Origin of the sequence: uncultured Campylobacter sp. (assembly GCF_937996225.1) — a bacterium.
GTDB lineage: Bacteria > Campylobacterota > Campylobacteria > Campylobacterales > Campylobacteraceae > Campylobacter_B.
This window is the reverse complement of sequence record NZ_CALKTC010000017.1, coordinates 1-19,118: the sequence shown is the minus strand read 5'-3', so window position 1 is coordinate 19,118 and position 19,118 is coordinate 1. Positions and strand designations below refer to the sequence as shown.

17 protein-coding genes are annotated in these 19,118 nt (G+C 48.8%); 8 read left to right on the top strand and 9 right to left on the bottom strand.

Features of this window, described 5'->3' with window-relative positions; genetic code table 11:
- Positions 1-180 precede the first annotated feature (180 nt).
- The 5 genes from Q0174_RS02060 to recA are packed head-to-tail and all read right to left on the bottom strand — an operon-like array spanning position 181 to position 5,072.
- Complete coding sequence (locus Q0174_RS02060; RefSeq protein WP_298041367.1) at positions 181-810, bottom strand: NAD(P)H-dependent oxidoreductase; 630 nt, start codon at positions 808-810, stop codon at positions 181-183.
- 9 nt (positions 811-819) lie between these two features.
- Positions 820-1,959: a hypothetical protein gene (locus tag Q0174_RS02055; RefSeq protein WP_298041365.1), complete on the bottom strand. Its 1,140-nt coding sequence runs from the start codon at positions 1,957-1,959 to the stop codon at positions 820-822.
- Complete coding sequence (locus tag Q0174_RS02050) at positions 1,956-2,780, bottom strand: hypothetical protein (protein WP_298041363.1); 825 nt, start codon at positions 2,778-2,780, stop codon at positions 1,956-1,958. Before Q0174_RS02050 ends, Q0174_RS02055 begins: the two co-directional genes overlap by 4 nt.
- A 1-nt stretch (position 2,781) precedes the next feature.
- Complete coding sequence (gene eno / locus Q0174_RS02045; protein WP_298041390.1) at positions 2,782-4,032, bottom strand: phosphopyruvate hydratase; 1,251 nt, start codon at positions 4,030-4,032, stop codon at positions 2,782-2,784.
- Positions 4,032-5,072 (bottom strand): recombinase RecA, encoded by a 1,041-nt coding sequence (recA, locus tag Q0174_RS02040; protein ID WP_297914466.1) that lies wholly within the window; start codon positions 5,070-5,072, stop codon positions 4,032-4,034. The genes eno and recA overlap by 1 nt, the downstream gene beginning before the upstream one ends.
- 289 nt (positions 5,073-5,361) lie before the next feature.
- Between recA and Q0174_RS02035 the strand changes: the two genes are divergently transcribed.
- From Q0174_RS02035 to Q0174_RS02025, 3 genes are all read left to right on the top strand, one after another.
- A complete protein-coding gene (locus Q0174_RS02035) occupies positions 5,362-6,258 on the top strand; it encodes a menaquinone biosynthesis family protein (RefSeq protein WP_298041362.1) in 897 nt (298 codons plus the stop codon).
- 398 nt (positions 6,259-6,656) lie between these two features.
- On the top strand, positions 6,657-7,448 hold the full coding sequence (locus Q0174_RS02030) for a UDP-N-acetylmuramate dehydrogenase (protein WP_298041361.1): 792 nt from the start codon (positions 6,657-6,659) through the stop codon (positions 7,446-7,448).
- 341 nt (positions 7,449-7,789) lie between these two features.
- On the top strand, positions 7,790-8,503 hold the full coding sequence (locus Q0174_RS02025) for a rhodanese-like domain-containing protein (protein WP_298041360.1): 714 nt from the start codon (positions 7,790-7,792) through the stop codon (positions 8,501-8,503).
- A 606-nt stretch (positions 8,504-9,109) separates the two neighbouring features.
- On the opposite strand, the gene Q0174_RS02020 is transcribed toward Q0174_RS02025, so the two are convergent.
- The 4 genes from Q0174_RS02020 to folE form a co-directional block, all read right to left on the bottom strand.
- Positions 9,110-9,898: a transporter substrate-binding domain-containing protein gene (locus Q0174_RS02020; RefSeq protein ID WP_295150838.1), complete on the bottom strand. Its 789-nt coding sequence runs from the start codon at positions 9,896-9,898 to the stop codon at positions 9,110-9,112.
- 390 nt (positions 9,899-10,288) lie between these two features.
- A complete protein-coding gene (locus tag Q0174_RS02015; RefSeq protein ID WP_297948891.1) occupies positions 10,289-11,290 on the bottom strand; it encodes an iron-sulfur cluster assembly scaffold protein in 1,002 nt (333 codons plus the stop codon).
- Between the two features lie 3 nt (positions 11,291-11,293).
- The gene (locus tag Q0174_RS02010) at positions 11,294-12,493 is read right to left on the bottom strand and encodes a NifS family cysteine desulfurase (RefSeq protein ID WP_298041358.1); all 1,200 of its coding nucleotides are present in this window, start codon (positions 12,491-12,493) and stop codon (positions 11,294-11,296) included.
- 111 nt (positions 12,494-12,604) lie between these two features.
- Complete coding sequence (gene folE, locus Q0174_RS02005) at positions 12,605-13,189, bottom strand: GTP cyclohydrolase I FolE (protein WP_297918758.1); 585 nt, start codon at positions 13,187-13,189, stop codon at positions 12,605-12,607.
- 187 nt (positions 13,190-13,376) lie between these two features.
- Here folE and Q0174_RS02000 point away from each other — a divergent pair, with 187 nt between their 5' ends.
- The 5 genes from Q0174_RS02000 to Q0174_RS01980 form a co-directional block, all read left to right on the top strand.
- Complete coding sequence (locus Q0174_RS02000; protein ID WP_298041357.1) at positions 13,377-15,527, top strand: TonB-dependent siderophore receptor; 2,151 nt, start codon at positions 13,377-13,379, stop codon at positions 15,525-15,527.
- 157 nt (positions 15,528-15,684) lie between these two features.
- Positions 15,685-16,998 (top strand): trigger factor, encoded by a 1,314-nt coding sequence (gene tig, locus Q0174_RS01995; protein WP_298041355.1) that lies wholly within the window; start codon positions 15,685-15,687, stop codon positions 16,996-16,998.
- A complete protein-coding gene (clpP, locus tag Q0174_RS01990; protein ID WP_005871578.1) occupies positions 16,999-17,583 on the top strand; it encodes an ATP-dependent Clp endopeptidase proteolytic subunit ClpP in 585 nt (194 codons plus the stop codon).
- On the top strand, positions 17,584-18,102 hold the full coding sequence (gene def, locus Q0174_RS01985) for a peptide deformylase (RefSeq protein ID WP_298041353.1): 519 nt from the start codon (positions 17,584-17,586) through the stop codon (positions 18,100-18,102).
- Positions 18,099-19,118 (top strand): ATP-binding protein (locus Q0174_RS01980; RefSeq protein WP_298041352.1); only part of this gene is annotated, 1,020 nt, incomplete at its 3' end. The genes def and Q0174_RS01980, both read left to right, overlap by 4 nt.

Below are 19,118 nucleotides of genomic sequence, written 5' to 3'. Positions count from 1 at the left end.
CGCTCCTTCGTTTAAATTTTCGGTGATTTTATAAAATTTTAAATCTCGCCGCACAAGATTTGCGGGCGAGAAAAAAGGCTAAAGCGCGGTAAATTTCTAAAAAATGCGCGTACCGCTTCGCGCACTAGACTTTGGAATTTATTGCGCCTCGAGCTTAGCGCTTCAAAAGCGCTTGCCAGCTTATTCGATCCACTTTACTACGTCATCCATGCTGCGGCGGATCTTTTGCGGCTGTGGGTTTACGCGGTAGCCGAAAGGTACGAGTAGCGCCACGCGGCGATCGTTCCAATCAATGCCTAAAATTTTATTTAGCGCTGCGCGATCAAAGCCCTCCATCGGGCAGCTGTCGATGCCGCGGCTTGCGGCCTCGTTCATCATCGCAAGTGCTGCGAACATGCACTGCGCGTGCGACCAATTAAATAGCTCCTCATCGTCGTTGTGAAAATAACCGCTTAAAAAATCTTGATAAAATTTATGCCTGTCGCCGATATATTTAGGCGCTTCATCTTTTTTACGCGTAATCATTCGCTCGATATAATCACTTCCTAGCTTTATGTCCTTGATCTTTGCTAAAATCACGACCAGATGTGAGCAAGAGGTGATCTGCGGCTGATTCCACGATTTTTCGCGGATCTGCTCGCGCAACGCCTTGTTTTGCACAACCAAAAAGTCCCATTGCTCTAGCCCCGTAGAACTAGGTGCTAAGATGCCTGCCTGCAAAATGGCGTCAAAATCGGCTTTGCCGATTTTTTTATTCTCGTCAAAAATTTTGCACGCGTGGCGAAATTTCATAATCTCTAAATGTGTCATAGTCTCTCCTTAATTAGAATTTTTGTAAATCAAATACCCGCCATCTTTGCGTCTGATGCTGAGGTTGCCCTCGCGCGAGCGCACGCCGATACGGTAGTAGCCGTCCTCTTTGGTGACGTTGATGTCGCTAAAGCCGCCGATATTCACCGCAAAGCTCGCACCGCTAAGCGGGATCTCTTGGCGCCAAAACTCCGCTTCAAACGTGCCAGAAACATTTGCGTCAGAGCTTTTGAAATCGTCTGCAGTGATGAGCTGCACGCTGTCTTTGCGGATGACAAATTTTAATCCGTCGTCAAATTTAAGCGTCTCTAGCGGTAGCTCTAGGCGCGGCGCGAAGCTAGGCGTGATGCCACTTTGCGAGACCTGCTTTTGTAAATTTGGATCAGTCGAAGTAACCGAGACGTCCAGTGCCCTATGTAGCGCGGGTTTGGCGCTCGCGCTTAGCACGAAATCATCGTGCCAATCAATCGAGCGATTGATATCAACGATCTTTTCGTGCAGAGCCCCGTCGTCGTCCCTATATCGCACGATCAGGCTTTCGATCGTAAGAGCGTCTGAAGGAAGCGCAAAAGTTTGCTGCGTGAAATTTTTGGGCGCGGGAATATTTTGTGGCGTGGCGGCGGAGCTTTGCGCCGGATTGGAATTTTGCGAAGCAGATTGCGCGTTTTGTTGCGCAGTGGAGTTTTGCACCGTAGAATTTGGCTCGCTTACTTCCGGCATGATCGGCAACTCATCAGGAGGCGGAAGCGTCGTAGCCGAAGGCTGCGCAGAAGAGTTCAGTTCGGTTTTCATGGCTTGCGAAGGAGCACCGATGCCCGCTTTGAGCGCAGGAGCTTTTTTTTCGGTCTGCGAGAGCTGTGTGCTCACGGCTTTTTTGGCGACGCTTACTTTGACGCTAGAATTTGCTTCTGCAGCGCTTTTTTGCATTGCTGCGGTAGGGCTTTTAGATGTTTCGGCTTTCATTACAGCTTGCTTTTTAGCATTTGGGCTTTGCGCACCTGTTTTTGGCTCTTTAATCGCCAAATCGGTAGAATTTTGCTCTTTTACCGCGGTGATGCTAGGTTTCGTAGCGTTTGAATTTGCGCTATTTAAATTCTCTGCGTTTAAAAAAGCGCAAAGACCTAAAATTAGCAAAAAAATTTTTTTCATTTTTTAAGGTCCGGATCGAGCGATCGACGCTCTAAATAAAGCTTTTGCAGCTCGGCGTTTTCCTCTTTTAGCCGCTCAACGTCGGTGAATAAAAACGCCTTTTCTTTTTGCAGCTGGCGCAGCACTTCAAACGATCGCTTGCCAAATAGCACGTCACCCACAAAGATGCCCGCAAAAACGACGCAGACGATCAGCGCAAGAGCTGCAAAAATCTGCTTAAGCGGCGAAAACGGATTGATAAAATTCAGCCGTTCTTTTAAATTTTTACGCTTTTTTAAAGCTTTTTTAGCGGCAGGATCTGCGTTCTGCGGCATAAAAGAAAATTCTTGCGTGGCAGGATTTATGTCTTGCGCCGCAAAACTCGTGCCTTGAGAGCCGCGCTCTACGCTCTGAGCCGCAAAATCCGCGTCGTTTGGGAAACGGTTCTCTTCTGCATAGAATTCTACACTCTTTAAATCGCTGCCTCCAATAAATTCCGCGCTGTAAAAGCTCGCGTCTGCTTGCGCGCTGCCTTCGTAGTTTCCGCTTGCAGCAAAGCTTTTGCCACTTAAATTAGAGCTGCTGCTTGTGGCTTCAGAGGCAGAACCTGTTTCGTCTACGCCGTGTGAGGTTCCGTTGTGATTTTTGCGGAAGCCAGCCTCTACCTCGCTAAAGCCTCCGCCAAAATTTTCATCGCTATAAAATTCATCATCGTCAAAAAAATCGTCCTCGTCAAAGTCTGCGTCTGAATATTTGCCTTGCGTGTCCGTATAATCCGCTCCGTTCGTATAGGGGCGCTGCGCGCCTTTTAAGCTCCGCTTGGGCTTTTTTTTAAAAAACATTTTAAATTTGGCTTCCTAAAAACTCGTCCGTCTCGCGCTCAATCTCAAGCAGGCGGTTGTATTTGGCGTTGCGTTCGCTTCTTGAGGTCGCGCCCGTTTTGATTTGACCCGTATTCATCGCGACGGCGAAGTCCGCGATAAAGCTATCCTCGCTCTCGCCGCTTCTGTGGCTCATCACGCAGCGGTAGCCTTTGCGCTGCGCTAGGCGGATCGTCTGCATAGTTTGGCTAACCGTGCCGATTTGATTTGGTTTGATCAAAATCGCGTTGCCTACGCCCTTGGCGATGCCTTCGCGTAAAATTTTCTCGTTCGTTACAAATAGATCGTCGCCCACGAGCTGCACTTTAGAGCCAAGCTTGCTCGTTAGCTTCGCCCAGCCCGCCCAGTCGTCCTCGCTAAGGCCGTCCTCGATCGAAAATATCGGATACTTCTCGCAAAGTTGCGCGTATCGCTCTATCAGCTCTTCACTGCTAAATTCCTTGCTCTCTAGTTTATATTTGCCGTTTTCGTACAGCTCGCTAGCTGCGACGTCAAGGGCTAGTTTGATCTGCTCGCCCGCTTTGTAGCCTGCTTTTTCGATAGCCTGCATGATTAGTTTGATCGGCTCTTCGTTATCGTTTAAATTTGGTGCAAATCCGCCCTCGTCGCCCACGGCGGTGCTATGACCGGCTGCGTTTAGAAGGCCTTTTAACGTGTGGTAAATCTCGCTCGCCGCTCGCAGCGCGTCGCTAAATTTATCAAATCCAAACGGCATAATCATAAATTCTTGAAAATCCACACTGTTGTTCGCGTGCGCGCCGCCGTTAATGATATTAAACATCGGCACGGGTAGCACGCTAGCGTTTGCGCCGCCTAGGTAGCGATACAAAGGCACGTCAAGGCTCTTTGCCGCCGCGCGCGCTACCGCCATAGATACGCCAAGCACGGCGTTTGCGCCTAAATTTGAGTAGTTATCGGTGCCGTCGAGCTCGCGCATCTCATCATCAAGCGCCTTTTGATCGAACGCATCCAGCCCGATCACGGCTTCGGCGATCTGAGAATTTACGTTTTCAACAGCCTTTAGCACGCCCTTGCCGCAGTATCTATCGCCCCCGTCGCGAAGCTCCAGCGCCTCGCGTTTGCCCGTGCTTGCGCCGCTTGGGACTATCGCGCTTGCTACGGTGCCGTCGCTTAGAGCTACAGTCGCCTTCACGGTCGGGTTGCCGCGGCTATCGAGTACTTCTATGGCATAAACATCTTCGATATAAATCATCATTCATCTCCGCTTTGTAAATTTTCATCCTCGTTGCCGTCACTTAGGCTCATACTGCCCATCTGCTCGCGAATTTTAGCAGTAATCTCTTCGGCCACCTCAGGATTGTTTTCAAGATACACTTTCGCGTTTTCGCGACCTTGACCCAGCTTAGTGTCGCCGTAGCTAAACCACGCGCCGCTTTTATCGACGATGTCGAGCTTAACGCCGTAATCGATCAGCTCGCCCACTTTGCTGATACCCTTGCCGAACATTATGTCAAATTCCGCGATCTTAAACGGCGGCGCCACCTTGTTTTTCACGACCTTGACCTTGGCGCGGTTGCCGATGCTCTCTTCGTTTTGTTTCAAAGTAGCGATCTTGCGTATATCGATGCGCACCGAAGCGTAAAATTTAAGCGCATTGCCACCAGTCGTGGTCTCTGGCGTGCCGTAGCCCATCGCGCCGATCTTCATACGGATTTGGTTGATAAAGATCACCGTCGTATTCATCTTGTGTACGACGCCGGCGAGCTTACGCAGCGCCTGGCTCATAAGTCGCGCCTGAAGCCCCACGTGCTGATCGCCCATATCGCCCTCGATCTCGTTTTTCGGCGTGAGCGCGGCGACGCTATCTACGACGATAAGATCGATCGCGCCGCTCTTTGCTAAGGTTTCTACGATATCAAGCGCCTGCTCGCCGAAGTCGGGCTGGCTGACGTAGAGATTGTCGGTATCGACGCCTAAATTTGAAGCGTATTTGACGTCTAGCGCGTGCTCGGCGTCTACGAATGCGCAAATTCCGCCCGCTTTTTGGCACTCGGCGATGATGTGAAGAGTAAGCGTCGTCTTACCCGAGCTCTCAGGCCCGTAAACCTCGATGATACGCCCCTTCGGCACGCCGCCGATGCCAAGCGCGATGTCAAGCCCCACAGAGCCCGTAGAGATGGCGTCTATCGGCTCGACCTGCTTATCGCCCAGCCGCACCAGCGTGCCCTTGCCGAAAGCTTTGTCGATCGATTTTAGCGCCGCATCCAGCGTCTTTTTCTTTCCCTCGTCCATGTTTTTCCTTAAAAATAAATTCACTTGATTTTACCAAATTTGAAATGAATTTTTGATTATTCGCTCAAATTCGGCGCGGCATCGGAATTTGAAATTTTTAAGGAGCGCAAAAGCTCTGCGCGGCAAGCGGAGAGCATTAAATTTAGCCTTTTAACGGGTCCTGTTTTTCACATTTTTATTTAGAAATTCCGCATTTTTATGAGGGCTGTAGCAAAATTTCACTATAATTTCGCAACATTTTGGAATCACGCCGCGCGCGAAATTTAAAGCGGAGCAAAAAGGATTAAATTTGAAGATTTTTAAGCATATAAACGTCGCTCACTCGCCCGACGCCGACGATATTTTTATGTATAAGGCGATTGATTTCGGTTGGGTGAGCTCCAAAAATCTAAAGCTTAGCGCCACCGCGCTTGATATCCAGAGCCTAAACGACGAGGCGCTAAAGGGCACTTACGAGGCCACGGCGATTAGCTTCGCGCTATATCCTCTTATCTGCGACGAATACGCGCTTTTGCGCACGGCGGTGAGCTTCGGCGAGGGCTACGGCCCAAAGCTCGTTAAGAAAAAGGGCGCGATTTTAAAGCGAAATTTCAAGGTCGCGCTAAGCGGCAAACACACGACAAACGCCCTGCTTTTTCGCATGGCGTACCCGCAGGCGCGCATAGTTTATAAAAACTTCCTAGAGATCGAGGATGCGGTCTTAAGCGGCGAGGTGGACGCGGGCGTGCTGATACACGAGAGCATTTTGGACTTTTCGGACGAGCTTTGCGTGGAGCGCGAGATCTGGGATATCTGGAGCGAGCTAGCGGGCGAAAATCTGCCGCTGCCGCTAGGAGGCATGGCGGTTCGCCGCAGCCTGCCGATAACGGACGCCATCGAGTGCGAGCGCGTGCTAACGGAGGGCGTGCGCATCGCCACCGCACACAAGCCGTTTTTATCGCACATGCTCATGGAGCGAAATCTCATCCGCGTGGACGATGCAAAGCTCGAAAAATATCTGAGCCTTTATGCCAACGAGGCTTCGATCGAGCTTTCGGGGGCGCAGATAAAGGCGGTAGATAGGCTATTTGAGCTTGGTTACGAGCGCGGATTTTACCCTGCGCCGATTAGCGCGCAGGAGAATTTTATCCCGCGCGAATATAACGAGATCCGTTTTGCGGACTGCGGCGGGCAAAACCCGATGTAAAGGTGGGCGAGGTTAAAATTTCGCGCAAATTTAACGCCGAGCTTGCCGCGGATCGCCGCCAATTTCGTCAATCAACCGCGTGCTGTGGCGCCATTGTCGCGGTGCGATGTTCCGCCTCAAATTTACGGCTATGCGGCGATGAAATTTTACGCGCGGAGGTACATTGCGCGGCTGTATTTTGTGCCGCAGGGTGCGAGCTGTGCGTGCGATGTAGCGCACCGCTGAAAACGTATCGCAAGCGAGCTAAATTTAATCGCAGCAGCAGCGTCAAATTTTGAAATAACGTTCGCGTTTTGCACCGTGCGGTGCGGCGGTATCGCTAAATTTTAAAACGATACGGGGTGAGCATGAAATTTTAAATTTACGAAACCAAAAAATGAAATTTAAAAGGCAAAATTTTGAAAACAAAGCAGATAGATTTTAGCAAATACACCTCCGTGCGCATCGGAGGGAGCTTTGCGGTGCAAATTTTAAAGGACGAGGCCGATTTTGCGGAGTTTGAGAGTACCCGCGAGCGCGCGATCATCGGCGGGGGCAATAATCTGCTCATCTCGCCCGCACCGCCGCACCTTGCGATGCTAAGCGAGGAGTTCGATCGCATAAGCTTAAGCGGCGATGTCCTTAGCATCGGGGCTGCGACGAAGTCGGGTAAAATTTATAATTTCGCCAAAAAGCAAAACATCGGAGGCTTTGAGTTTTTGCGCAACATTCCAGGCCAGCTCGGCGGGCTAATCAAAATGAACGCAGGGCTCGCCGGCGCGAGCGTTAGCGATAGCCTGCTTGCCGTGCGCCTGGCTCGCGGCTGGGTGGAGCGCGAGCGGATAAGCTTCGGCTACCGAAGAAGCGGGATCGAGGAGCCGATTTTGGGCGCCGAGTTTAAAATTTCGCACGGATTTAACGTCTCACTCGCCGCGGATTTCGCCGCCAAACGCGCCAACCAGCCAAAGGGGGCTAGCTTTGGAAGCTGCTTTAAAAACCCGCCGAATGACGCCGCGGGCAGGCTAATCGAAGCGGCGGGGCTTAAAGGCCACGCGATCGGCGGGGCTAAATTTAGCGAGCAGCATGCCAATTTCATCATAAATTTCGGCAGCGCGAGTTTTGAGGATGTGATGAGCCTGATAGAGCTCGCTCGCGAGCGGGTTTTGCAGCGCTTCGGCGTCGCGCTCGAGCTAGAGGTTAAAATTTTATAGTTCAAGCGTGGACTTCGCAGGCTAAGGCGGTGAGCAGCGTTACGAGCGAGCCTCTGCGCGCACGGCGGCGAGGAGATAAAAAGCTGTGTTTATAACGAATACGGCGTACTTGTGGGCGGTTTTGCCTAAGAGCATTTATCGTGGCGGTCTATATATTTTAACCCCTCCTTTCTGATACCGGTCGGTTGCAAGTCCGACCTTATTAAATTTTATCGCTCTTAGAGTTTTGCAATCGGACCCCTACTTGATCGCTCGCATCTGCTAACGGCGCAAATTCACACTATTTAGCTAAATTTTTGATATAATCTCCCGCTTTAAAAGCTAAAATTCAAAGGAAACATATGAAATTTATTTCTCACAAAATTTTAAAAAGCGCGGTTTTGCTGGCAGCATTGGGATCTTTTGCGACTTGCGGCGCCGAGACGCAACAACCTAACGGCTACGCCATAAGCGGCGCAGCACTATCAGCGATAGAGGAGGACAATAGAGCAAAAGAAAATTATCTAGTTATCGACGTCAGAAGCGCAGATGAGTACGCCGCAGGCCACATAAAACACGCGATCAACATTCCGCTTGGAGAGTTGGAAAGCAGGCTGGATGAGATAAATGCCTATAAAGATAAAAACGTCGTGCCTTATTGCAATACGGGCAATCGCAGCGGAAAAGCGCTTGATCTGCTTAAACAAAAGGGCTTTAGCATGCTTATGAACGCGCCCGGCGTGAAACAGTACGACTACGAGCTGTATAAGGTCGGCAGCATAAACGCGGAAGGGTTTTTGAAAATGGCAAATGAGCCGAACGTGCTAATCATCGACGCTAGGCAGAAGCAAGACTACGACGCGGGGCATATGAAAGGCGCGATAAATATTCCTGACGGTGAGCCTTTAGAAAAGTACAAGGACGTGCTTGAGGCCAATAAAGACAAAAAGATGATCACACACTGCTACAGCGGTAACCGCAGCGCCAAGCTCGCCAAAGCCCTAAACGAGCGAGGCTACAACGTCACAAATCTACTCGACGGCACGAAAGAGTATAATTACGAGCTGGTGAAATAAATCAGAATTGGCTCTTGAGGTAAAATTTTACGACCATTTTTTGTATTCGCCGCGTCTTTGTGATATGCAGCTTCGCGGCACCTGATAAGACAGATACCGCTAAATTTGAAATTATTTGCTCCGCCTGCTCATTAGCGCCTACTTTGCATAAGATTTGCCTTTGATACAAAGTGAAATTTTGGCTCCTCCATACCGAGGCGGCAATAGCGCTTGGAGGTTTAACTCCTTTTAGAGGATTTTTGAAATTTAAATCATAAAGTTGTAGCGACGGAGCAGGTATTTGGAGCTGAAAAATAGAAATTTACAAGCTAGCGCGGGTTTTGTGAAACGCAAAATTGAAACAGACTCTATAAAAGTTGCGTAAATTTTAAATGCAGCCGAATCGCTTAAAAATTTTACTTCCGAAAATGAAATTTCGCGCTAGTGGTGCGCGCGTTTTAAATAGCCTCACCAATTTCGATAAATTTGTGCTTTAGGAGAGGTAAGCAAAATCAAGACAGAATTCTAAAAGCAAATTAAGCCTGCAACGTATTTCTCGCTCCATCATTACAATGAATCGAATTTTACGCGGGAATCAAACGCACGAATTAAATTCTGCACGAAATTTTATTCAACCAAGAATTCCTTCTTATCGATCGTGCCATGATAAAAAATCCCGAGCGTATCATCAAAGGTCTTATCCAAAAATCCATCTTTTTTTAGTCCTGCTAAAGATGTATTGATTAGCTCTAGCAGCGCATTATTGCCCTTCTGCACGGCGATTGCGTTGTAAGTTTGCTTACCTAGACCATCCAAAGCAACCTGCGTTTTATTATCGATGATTGCGTATGCGTGCAGGATTAGGTTATCATCGACATGCACGGCATTTTTCGCCCTTTTGAAAGCGCGGTAGCATTTAGCCGAGCTGGCGCAGAAATTCAAATTCTTTCTGAAGCCCGCTTTGCGTAAGAAATTGTGAATAGGAGAGTGTTTTATGACAAAAATCCTCTTTTTGCGCAGCTGATCGAAGCTCGTGACATTTTCGTCTTTTTTGGCTAGCACACCTACCTGCACCTTAAAGTAAGGCTCCGAAAAATCTACTTTTTTCGCTCGCGTGGGCGTAGGAGTAAAGGTCGCAATCACCATATCCGCTTCATTGCGCTGTAAAGCGCTAATGCGTCTTGAAGCCGTGATCGGGATAAATTTTACCTTGCCAGGATTATCGCCGAAAATCTCCTTACCGAGCTTTTCGCCAAGAGCAATCTCAAATCCCCTATATTTGCCGTCTACGAGCGCACTAAACGGCGGCTGATCGTTATATACACCTATGCGGACGAGCCTATCCTTTTTGATCTGATCCAAAGAATTTGCAGATAGAAAACCAAGTAGTAGAGCCGCCAAAACAAATACTTTCATTTGCTCCCCTTTTAGTTGAAATAAGGCGCAATTATAATAAAAAGAAATTATAGCCAGCTAAAATTCTGCGATTTATGGCGCATTTTCATCTAAATTTATAAAAAGATGAAATTCGCGGAGAAATTCTATGTCCAATTTACAAACGAAATCTCATAAAAAAACTTACACGAGCGAAAAAGCTTTTAATTAAATTTATAAACAAAATTTTACGGATGGATTTCACGTTAGAACACCTTAGCGAAATTTGCGATATTCTTAAAAGTAAACGGCGAAATTCTACGCAGATTTAGCTAAGGGGCAAAATTTAGCACTGCATCAATCGCGCAAAAGCCCAAGCTCTTAAAATTTCGCTAAAAACTATGCCAAGATGCAAACCGTAGCAGTATAGCCTTAGATCGGCATTACGCGGATGTTTGGGCTAAGGTTTTCTTGCAAAACATTTTCGATCGCGTATAATGTACCGCTCGCACCGCTAGCGCAGCCGCTACAAGCACCTAGGTAGCGGATATAGATGTCCGTTTTGCCGTCGTCTGCAGGCCTAATGTCGATTACGTCGAGATTGCCGCCGTCCATCTGAAGCATCGGGCGGATATCCTCGTCAAGCACCCCTTCGACAGCCTTAAATTTACCGATTAAATTTAACTGCTCAAAGCTCATCTCGGCTCCCGCTTTCGCGCTAGTAGCGGCGCTCGCCTCGGCTTGAGCTTGAAGTCTCTCTCGCTCCATCTCCTCTCTGGTTTGCTTTAAAATATCGACCAGATAGTAATCCTTCTCCTCGTGTCCGCCCGGGCGCACGCAGGATTTGCAAAACGCACCTGCTTTGGTGTATTGCGTGATCTCCTCGACAGTATGGAGGTCGTTTAGACGGATCACCTCTTTGATCGTGCCGAGGCTTACGCGCGCGCAGTCGCACACGATGATCTCATCCTCGAAATGCGCGGGATCGACGCCCTTATAATTCGCTGCAGCCTGCTTGATGACATCGTATGCCATGACCGAGCAGTGCATCTTTTGCGGTGGCACGGCGGGCTCATCTGGAGTATCGCGCATCGCGTGCTCTACGTCTAAATTTGTAATCTTCACCGCTTGATCGACGGTCTTTCCGATGCAAAGCTCAGCCATCGTATCCGAACTCGCAATCGCCGTACCGCAACCGAAGCTTTTAAATTTAGCGTCTAAAATTCTATCGGTTTTAGGATCTATCAACCAATACAACCGCACCGCATCGCCGCAGCTCTCGGCGCCGAAGTCTGCGACCACTAGCTTACCGCCTCTAGCCTTCGCCTCCTCCTCGGTGATCTCGCCCATATAGCGAGGATTATTCATACGGTCCTGCACTTTTTGCGAGTATTGCTCCCAGATCGAACCGTTTATCAAACTATTTTTTGCCATTTTTTATCCTTTATTTTTCTCATAACCTTGCGGCGCGTAAGCAAACGTGCTTGAAATCCCGCGCAGACGGGCGACGGCTTTGCCTATATGCTCGATCGCGTAATCGATCTCCGCTTCCGTCGTAAAGCGCGACAGCGAAAGTCTTAGCGCCGTATGCGCCAGCTCCTTATCTGCGCCGATCGCTTCCATTATTGGGTTATTCTCAAGCGCTTCGCTCGCACACGCAGAGCCAGTAGAAGCGGCTATGCCCGCTTTATTTAGATCCCACAGCATCGCCTCTCCTTCGACGCCTTGGATCGAGGCGAGGATGGTGTTTGGCACGCGAATGCTGCGATCACCCACGACGCTGACGTTTGAAATTTGCAAAAGCGCATCCTCCAGCTTATCGCGAAGTCTGCTTACCTGAGTGCGCTCAAAATCCATAAATTTATTCGCTAGCTCTAAAGCCTTACCGAGCCCCACGATGCCCGCGACGTTTAGCGTGCCGCTGCGGCGCCCGCCCATCTGCTCGCCGCCGTGAAGTAGGCTCGTAAGCGGCTTACTATCTTTTATGTAGAGTGCGCCGACGCCCTTTGGAGCGTGAAATTTATGCCCGGATAGGCTCAAAAAATCCACATCCGCATCACGCACGTTCACCTTTATCTTACCTATTGCTTGCACCGCGTCGGCATGATATAGCGCGCCATGCTCGTGTGCGATTTGTGCGATTTTTTTTACGGGGAAGATCGTGCCGGTTTCGTTATTTGCCCACATAACGCTAACAAGCGCGGTTTTATCGTTGATCTTTTCGCTAAGCTCGTCAAGATCGATTAGTCCGTCTTTATCGACGCCCAGGCGCATGATCTTTACGCCGCAAATTTTTTCTAAAAAAGCACAGGTTGCGCTGATTGCGGGGTGCTCAACGGAGCTTATGACGATATTATCCTTCTCGCCGGTTAGAATTTTATCGTAGTAAATTCCTTTTAAAACCCAGTTGTTGCTCTCGGTCGCACAGCTTGTGATGACGATATCGTCCGCGTCCACAGCGCCGAGTCCTGCATAGAGCCTATCCATCGCAGTTCTTAGCGCGGGGTGGGTCTCGCTGCCGAAGTTGTGAAGGGAGTTTGGATTGCCATATTTATCGCAAAAAAACGGCTTCATCTCCTCAAAAACTTCGGGATCGACCATCGTAGTGGCGTTATTATCCAAATAAACGCGCTGCATAAAATTCCTTTCTAAAATTTGCCTGAAATTTAATCAGACAATTTCGCTCTTTTATCAATTTCGCACGATAATATAACATAATTGCTAAATTTTTCTTTAACGCTTACCGTTTTAAAAACCGAAAGTTTTCGGAGAATTTATTAGATCGAAAAATTCCTTACGCGTGTCGTTTCGGCTGATAAAAAGCCCTCGCAGCGCCGACGTAGTCGTGGTTGAGTTGATCTTTTGCACGCCGCGCATCTCCATGCACATGTGCCGCGCCTGCAGCACCACGCCCACGCCGAGCGGATGGATCACCTCTTGGATTGCGCTTGCGATCTGCTCGGTAAGCTGCTCTTGGATCTGCAGCCTGCGCGCGAAAATATTTACCATACGCGGAATTTTGCTAAGCCCCACGACCTTTTTATTCGGGATATACGCGACGTGCGCGCGCCCTATAATCGGCAGCAGATGGTGCTCGCAGAGACTATAAAATTCTATATCTTTTATCAAAACCATCTCGTTGTTGCTGCTCTCAAACAGCGCGTCGTTTAAAATTTCTTTTGGATCCAGCTCGTAGCCGCTAGTTAGAAACTCATAGGCTTTGGCCACGCGCTCGGGCGTCTTCGCAAGCCCGTCGCGCTTCGGATCCTCGCCTAAAATTTCAAGCATCTGCGACACGCAGTTTTCAAATTTAGCTCGGCTCTTTTCGTCCATTTTTAGCAATTCCTTAAAAATCGATGCGCGATATTACTCAAAAACGCCTTTTATAACGCTGATAAATTTTAAAATTCCGCGCGAAATTTTATCAATCTTATTATGTTAATGATAATATATTTAAATTTAAGAAATTTTTGTTTAAAATCCGCCGTTTCGATAAGCTTTATCTACAAGGAGTTCGGTAATGAAATTTAAGATGAGTTTTGGCGCGGCTTTGGCGCTTTTTTCCTTTGCTTGCGCCGAACAAAACGCCGCGGCAAGCTCCGCCTCGGGCGAAAACCTAGGCGATATCGAGGTCGTAGAATGGGCGAATAACGACGACGGTTACCGCGCCGTACGCAGTGAGATCGGCAAGACGACTAAGAGAATTTTAGAAATTCCGCAAACCGTAAATGTCGTAACGCAGCAGCATCTAAAGGACAAAAAGCCAGAAACCTTAGCGGAATCGCTGCAAAACGTAAGCGGCATAAGCTATGCAAATACGACGGGAAATATTTTTGATGCGATCATTAAGCGCGGCTTCGGCGAGGGTCGCGACGGCTCGATTATGCGCAACGGCGTGCCGGGCGCCGTGATGCACAACTACAATAAAACCATTCAAAGCGTCGAGGTTCTAAAAGGACCCGCGAGCATGCTCTACGGCGCGCAGCAACCGGGTGGTGTCATAAACATGGTAACCAAAAAGCCGCAGTATGAGTTTATAAATGAGCTTTGGGGCGGGCTAGGCAACCGCAACTATTGGGACGCGGGATTTGATACTACAGGACCAATCGCAGATAGCGGCTTTGCGTATAGATTTATATTCGATTACTACGCGAAGGATTATTGGCGAAATTTCGACGGTATAAAAAACACGCTCTTTGCGCCGTCGCTTGCGTATCAAGGAGACGATTATTCGATAAACTTAGGCTACACCCATAGCCGCTCTACCGATCCGGTGGATCGCGGCGCATTTTTGGTGCCGAGTACGGGTAAAATTTACGGCAGCGGCAAAGTCCGCTTCGACGAGCCGGTAAATAAACTACAAAGCAAGCTCGATACGGTTGATTTCGGCTTTGAGAAGGAATTTAACGAGGATTGGATATTAAAAGGCGCCTATGCTTTCTCGCGCAGCAAGCACGAATACGGCTACGTCCGTCCGAACAATCCATTCACTCCCCAAGGCCTTACCGGCACGACGCGATCGTATAACTACTACGATAATTTCATACACCGCACGCACGCAGCAAGCGTCACGCTAAACGGCAAATTTGAAACGGGTCCGCTTAAGCACGATGTCCTTTTCGGCACGGATTACAAAAACTACTACAGATACCGCCCGGGCGCGCTAAAAGGCACCGCTGGATGCATCAATATGCTTACCGGACAGACCGCTTCGGGCGCCGTCTTAACGAACGATAGAGAGCCAAAAATACAATATCAAAAGCTAAGAACGATTGGTCTTTACACCCAAGATAATATAAATTTAACCGACGAGTTGATACTTTCTTTGGGCGTGCGTAGGGAATTTTACGATCAAGTAGCCAAACAAAGCTGGCAAGGACCGAACAACACCGATCAGAAAAAGGCTGCTACGACCTATCAGGGCGGGCTTTTGTACCTGTTAAGCCCGCAGTGGTCGGTATATACTAACTACGCGCAAAGCTTCACGCCGCAGATGTCCATAGGCGAGGCGATAGGCGGCGATCTAAAGCCGGAGGAAGGCAAATCCGTGGAGTTCGGCACTAAATTTCAAAACGATCGCGTCACTGCGGGCGCGGCGGTGTTTAATATCGATAAAAGAAACATCCTGCGGACGGTAAATAATATAAGCGAGACGATCGGCAAGGCTCGCTCGCGAGGATTTGAACTTGATATAAACGGGCGTGTGACGCAGGGGCTTAGCATGTCGGCGAGCTACGCATACACCAAAACGAGGGTGCGCGAGGACGACGGCGCTTTTGCGGTACTAATCGGCAAACCGCTGGAAGCGACGCCGAAGCACCAAGCAAGCCTATTTGCCAACTACGATTTCGCGCATCTAGGCGCAAAGGGGCTTAGGCTTGGTGGCGGCGCGCGATACTTCGGCTCGTGGTACACCTATTATATGCGCACGAACCTACCGAACGTGCCCGCAGGAACGGCGTTTAAGCTGCCTCATGCCGTAGTTTATGACGCCTTCGTGAGCTACGATACTAAAATTTCGGGCTATGATACGAATTTTTCGTTTAACGTCAAAAATTTGACCGACAAAAAATACTACACCTCATCCTCAACCGGCACGACTACGAGCGTGATACCTATTCAGATGGGCTACGCGCGGCAGTTTATGTTTAACGTATCGGTAAAATTTTAGCCTCAAGCCCGCTTTAAATTTCAAGGCGGGCTTTTAAAAATTTTAAAATTTAAAAGCTGCGAACCGCTTAGGTTCGGCAAATTTTAGGAATTTATACTTTAAATAAGAAATTTTTTGATATATTACGAGCTATTTTTAAATTTTCTAAAGGAATTTTATGGAAGTAAAAGCAAAAATGAAAGACGCCGCAAATGCGGTAGCTGCGAGCAAGATCGAAGCAAAGCAGATCGCAGCCAAAGTAGAAGAGCTAGCTAAAAAGGCCTCCAAGCAGCTAAGAATCGACGGATTTAGACAGGGCAAAGTGCCTACCGCGGTGGTTTTGAAGCGATACGGCAAGCAGCTTGAGGGCGATGCAAAGCAGGAACTTCTTAAAGATATGATCGATGAGTCTCTTAAAATTTTAAAGAAAAAACAAGATGAAATTTTATCCGAGCCGGTCTTTTCTAAATTTGATGAAAAAAACGGCGATATTGACGTCGAGATCGAAATTTCTTTCAGGCCCGAGGTTAACGTCGAGGGGTACGAGGAGTTAATTCCTAAATTTAGCAGCCCGCGCGTTACTCAAAAAGAGATCGACGAGAAAGTGGCGGAATTTTTGCAGATGATCGCACCTATTTCTAAAACCAACAAAAAAATTCTAGCCAAAGACGATTTTGCAAAATTCGACTTCGAAGGCTTCGTGGACGGCAAGCCATTCGACGGCGGCAAGGCGCAGGACTACGTCCTTCAGATCGGCTCAAATCAATTTATCCCCGGCTTTGAGGACGGAATGATCGGGCTTAGAGTGGGCGAGGAGCGCGACGTAGCGGTTAAATTTCCGCAGAATTACGGCGCAAAAAATTTAGCCGGCAAGGACGCGATTTTCAAAGTCAAGCTTCACGAAATTCAGGCTAAAAAACCTGCCAAAGAGCTCGGCGAGGAGGAGCTAAAGCAAGCACTTCCGGGCGAGAAAGAGCCGAGCAAGGAGAAATTTGAAGCGCGCATCAAAGAGCGCATCAAAAACGATAAGCTTCAAAAGCTGATAAACGAGGATCTAAAGCCTAAATTTGCAGACGCGCTCGCCGAGAAATTTAACTTCGCGCTTCCAAAAGCGATCGTCGAGCAGGAGATTAATTTGCAATTTAACAACGCCTGGAGCGGCTTTTCAAAAGAGCAGATCGAGGAATTTAAAAACAACAAAGACGCTCTGGATAAAAAGCGCGAAGAATTTAGAAATGCTGCCGAAAACAGCGTAAAACTTACATTCCTAATCGACGAGCTAGCCAAAAAGCGTAAGATCGACGTGAGCGATCAGGAGCTCGTCCAAGCGGTCTATATGGAGGCCTACACCTACGGCGCCGATCCGAAGGAGCATCTAAATAGATACCGCAACAACGGCATGCTGCCGGCCGTTAAAATGGCACTTATAGAGGAGAAGCTATTCAATGATATTTTCTCCAAACAGGGCAAAAAAGAAGAGAAGGGCGAATAGATGGTGATTCCTTACGTTATCGAACAAACTAGTCGCGGAGAGCGCAGCTACGACATCTACTCGAGGCTGCTAAAAGACCGTATCGTAATGCTTAGCGGTGAGATCGACGACGCAGTGGCAAGCTCGATCGTCGCGCAGCTTCTGTTTTTGGAGGCGGAGGATCCGGATAAGGATATCTATCTATACATCAACTCCCCGGGCGGCGTGGTTACAAGCGGATTTAGCATTTATGACACGATGAATTACATCAAACCCGACGTAAGCACGATCTGTATCGGTCAAGCGGCGTCGATGGGGGCATTTTTGCTAAGCTGCGGAGCCAAAGGCAAACGCTATGCGCTTCCAAACTCGCGCATAATGATCCACCAGCCACTCGGCGGCGCGCAAGGCCAAGCTACCGACATCGAGATCCAAGCCAAAGAAATTTTACGAATGAAAGAAATTTTAAATGGCATCCTTTCGCAAAATTCCGGCAAAGATCTCGCGCAGGTCGAAAAGGACACCGATCGCGACTTTTTCATGAGCGCCGAGGATGCTGTGCAATACGGGCTGATCGATCAAGTACTTCAAAAGAGCTTTAAATAGATGATCCTGGACGTCCTTACCTATCCGAATAAAAAGCTATACCAAAGATCGACCGAGGTCGTGAAATTCGACGCGGCACTAGGCGAGCTTTTAGACGATATGTATGAGACGATGATCGCAAAAAATGGCATAGGCCTTGCCGCCATCCAGGTAGGAAGGCCCGTGCGCGCTTTGATCATAAATTTAGCCAATGAGGAAAAAATCCAAGACAAAAAAGACCTCATCGAGATCATCAATCCGCAAATTTTAAAAAAGGAAGGCGAGGTCGTTTACCAGGAGGGCTGCCTGTCGGTACCCGGTTTTTATGAGGACGTCACGCGCGCCGAGTTTATCACGGTGCAGTTTCAAGACCGCGCCGGCAATACCCAGCAAATGGACGCTAGCGAGCTGCTAGCCGTCTGTATCCAGCACGAGATGGACCACCTCGACGGACATCTTTTCATCGAGCGCATCGGATACAATAAACGCAAAAAATTTGATAAAGAATTCAAAAAAAGCCTAAAAGAAAAATCGAAATGAAATCCCTAAAATGCGCTGCCTTCACGGATGCTCTGATCCCCGTAGAGGTCGAGTCGACATTCGTGCGGGGGCTGCCGGGATTTAATATCGTTGGCCTTGCGGGAGCTACGATAAAAGAGAGCGAAAGCCGCGTAAAAGCGGCGCTTATGAGCTTAAATTTTAAATTTCCCGCATCCAAAATCATCATAAATCTCTCCCCCTCCGACACGCCCAAAAACGGCTCGCACTTCGATCTTGCGATCGCGCTTCTAATCGCGCTGCAAAAAGAGCGCATCGACGGCGATTTCTTCGTCTTCGGCGAGCTCGGTTTAGACGGCAGTTTAAAGAGCACGGCGAGCCTCTTTTCGATCCTGCTTTTTTTAAGCACGAAGGTGAAGCGCGCTAAAATTTTAGTGCCGCAAAGTATCGCTCTAAAGGCCTGCACGATCCCAAACTACGACGTGTATGCGGTGGATAGCCTAAGCGACGCGGTCAGATTTTTTTTAGACGAGGAATTCGCCGCAAGCAGGCTCATGCGAGAAACCCATCCGCTTTTTAAAAACGTCGTGGAGATTGACGGGCAAGCTTACGTTCCCAACCGCGATTTTTCGCTTGATTTCAAAGACGTCAAAGGACAAAAGCGCGCCAAGCGCGCAAGCCTGATCGCCGCGTGCGGCATGCACAACATCCTCTTTGAGGGCAGCCCGGGATGTGGCAAAAGCATGTGCGCAAAGCGAATAGCCAGAATTCTGCCGCCGCAGAGCCTAGGAGAAGTGCTGCTCTCGTGCGCTTACGAGTCGCTAAATAACAAAGACGTCGATTTCAGCGCACTGCGCCCCTTCCGCTCGCCGCACCACACCAGCACGCGCAGCTCGATTTTCGGTGGCGGCAGTAGCGGCGCAAAGATCGGCGAGGTCGCGCTTGCAAACGGCGGCGAGCTATTTTTCGACGAGCTGCCGCACTTCGGCAAGCAAATTTTAGAAAGCCTGCGCGAGCCGTTAGAAGATAATAGAATTTTGATTTCGCGCGTAAATTCC

What these genes read in the sequence shown, in the direction of transcription:
- Q0174_RS02060 (WP_298041367.1), bottom strand. Translation starts at nt 810, where the DNA reads ATGACACATTTAGAGATTATGAAATTTCGCCACGCGTGCAAAATTTTT.
- Q0174_RS02055 (WP_298041365.1), bottom strand. Translation starts at nt 1,959, where the DNA reads ATGAAAAAAATTTTTTTGCTAATTTTAGGTCTTTGCGCTTTTTTAAAC.
- Q0174_RS02050 (WP_298041363.1), bottom strand. Translation starts at nt 2,780, where the DNA reads ATGTTTTTTAAAAAAAAGCCCAAGCGGAGCTTAAAAGGCGCGCAGCGC.
- eno (WP_298041390.1), bottom strand. Translation starts at nt 4,032, where the DNA reads ATGATTTATATCGAAGATGTTTATGCCATAGAAGTACTCGATAGCCGC.
- recA (WP_297914466.1), bottom strand. Translation starts at nt 5,072, where the DNA reads ATGGACGAGGGAAAGAAAAAGACGCTGGATGCGGCGCTAAAATCGATC.
- Q0174_RS02025 (WP_298041360.1), top strand. Translation starts at nt 7,790, where the DNA reads ATGAAATTTATTTCTCACAAAATTTTAAAAAGCGCGGTTTTGCTGGCA.
- Q0174_RS02020 (WP_295150838.1), bottom strand. Translation starts at nt 9,898, where the DNA reads ATGAAAGTATTTGTTTTGGCGGCTCTACTACTTGGTTTTCTATCTGCA.
- Q0174_RS02015 (WP_297948891.1), bottom strand. Translation starts at nt 11,290, where the DNA reads ATGGCAAAAAATAGTTTGATAAACGGTTCGATCTGGGAGCAATACTCG.
- Q0174_RS02010 (WP_298041358.1), bottom strand. Translation starts at nt 12,493, where the DNA reads ATGCAGCGCGTTTATTTGGATAATAACGCCACTACGATGGTCGATCCC.
- folE (WP_297918758.1), bottom strand. Translation starts at nt 13,189, where the DNA reads ATGGACGAAAAGAGCCGAGCTAAATTTGAAAACTGCGTGTCGCAGATG.
- Q0174_RS02000 (WP_298041357.1), top strand. Translation starts at nt 13,377, where the DNA reads ATGAAATTTAAGATGAGTTTTGGCGCGGCTTTGGCGCTTTTTTCCTTT.
- tig (WP_298041355.1), top strand. Translation starts at nt 15,685, where the DNA reads ATGGAAGTAAAAGCAAAAATGAAAGACGCCGCAAATGCGGTAGCTGCG.
- clpP (WP_005871578.1), top strand. Translation starts at nt 16,999, where the DNA reads ATGGTGATTCCTTACGTTATCGAACAAACTAGTCGCGGAGAGCGCAGC.
- def (WP_298041353.1), top strand. Translation starts at nt 17,584, where the DNA reads ATGATCCTGGACGTCCTTACCTATCCGAATAAAAAGCTATACCAAAGA.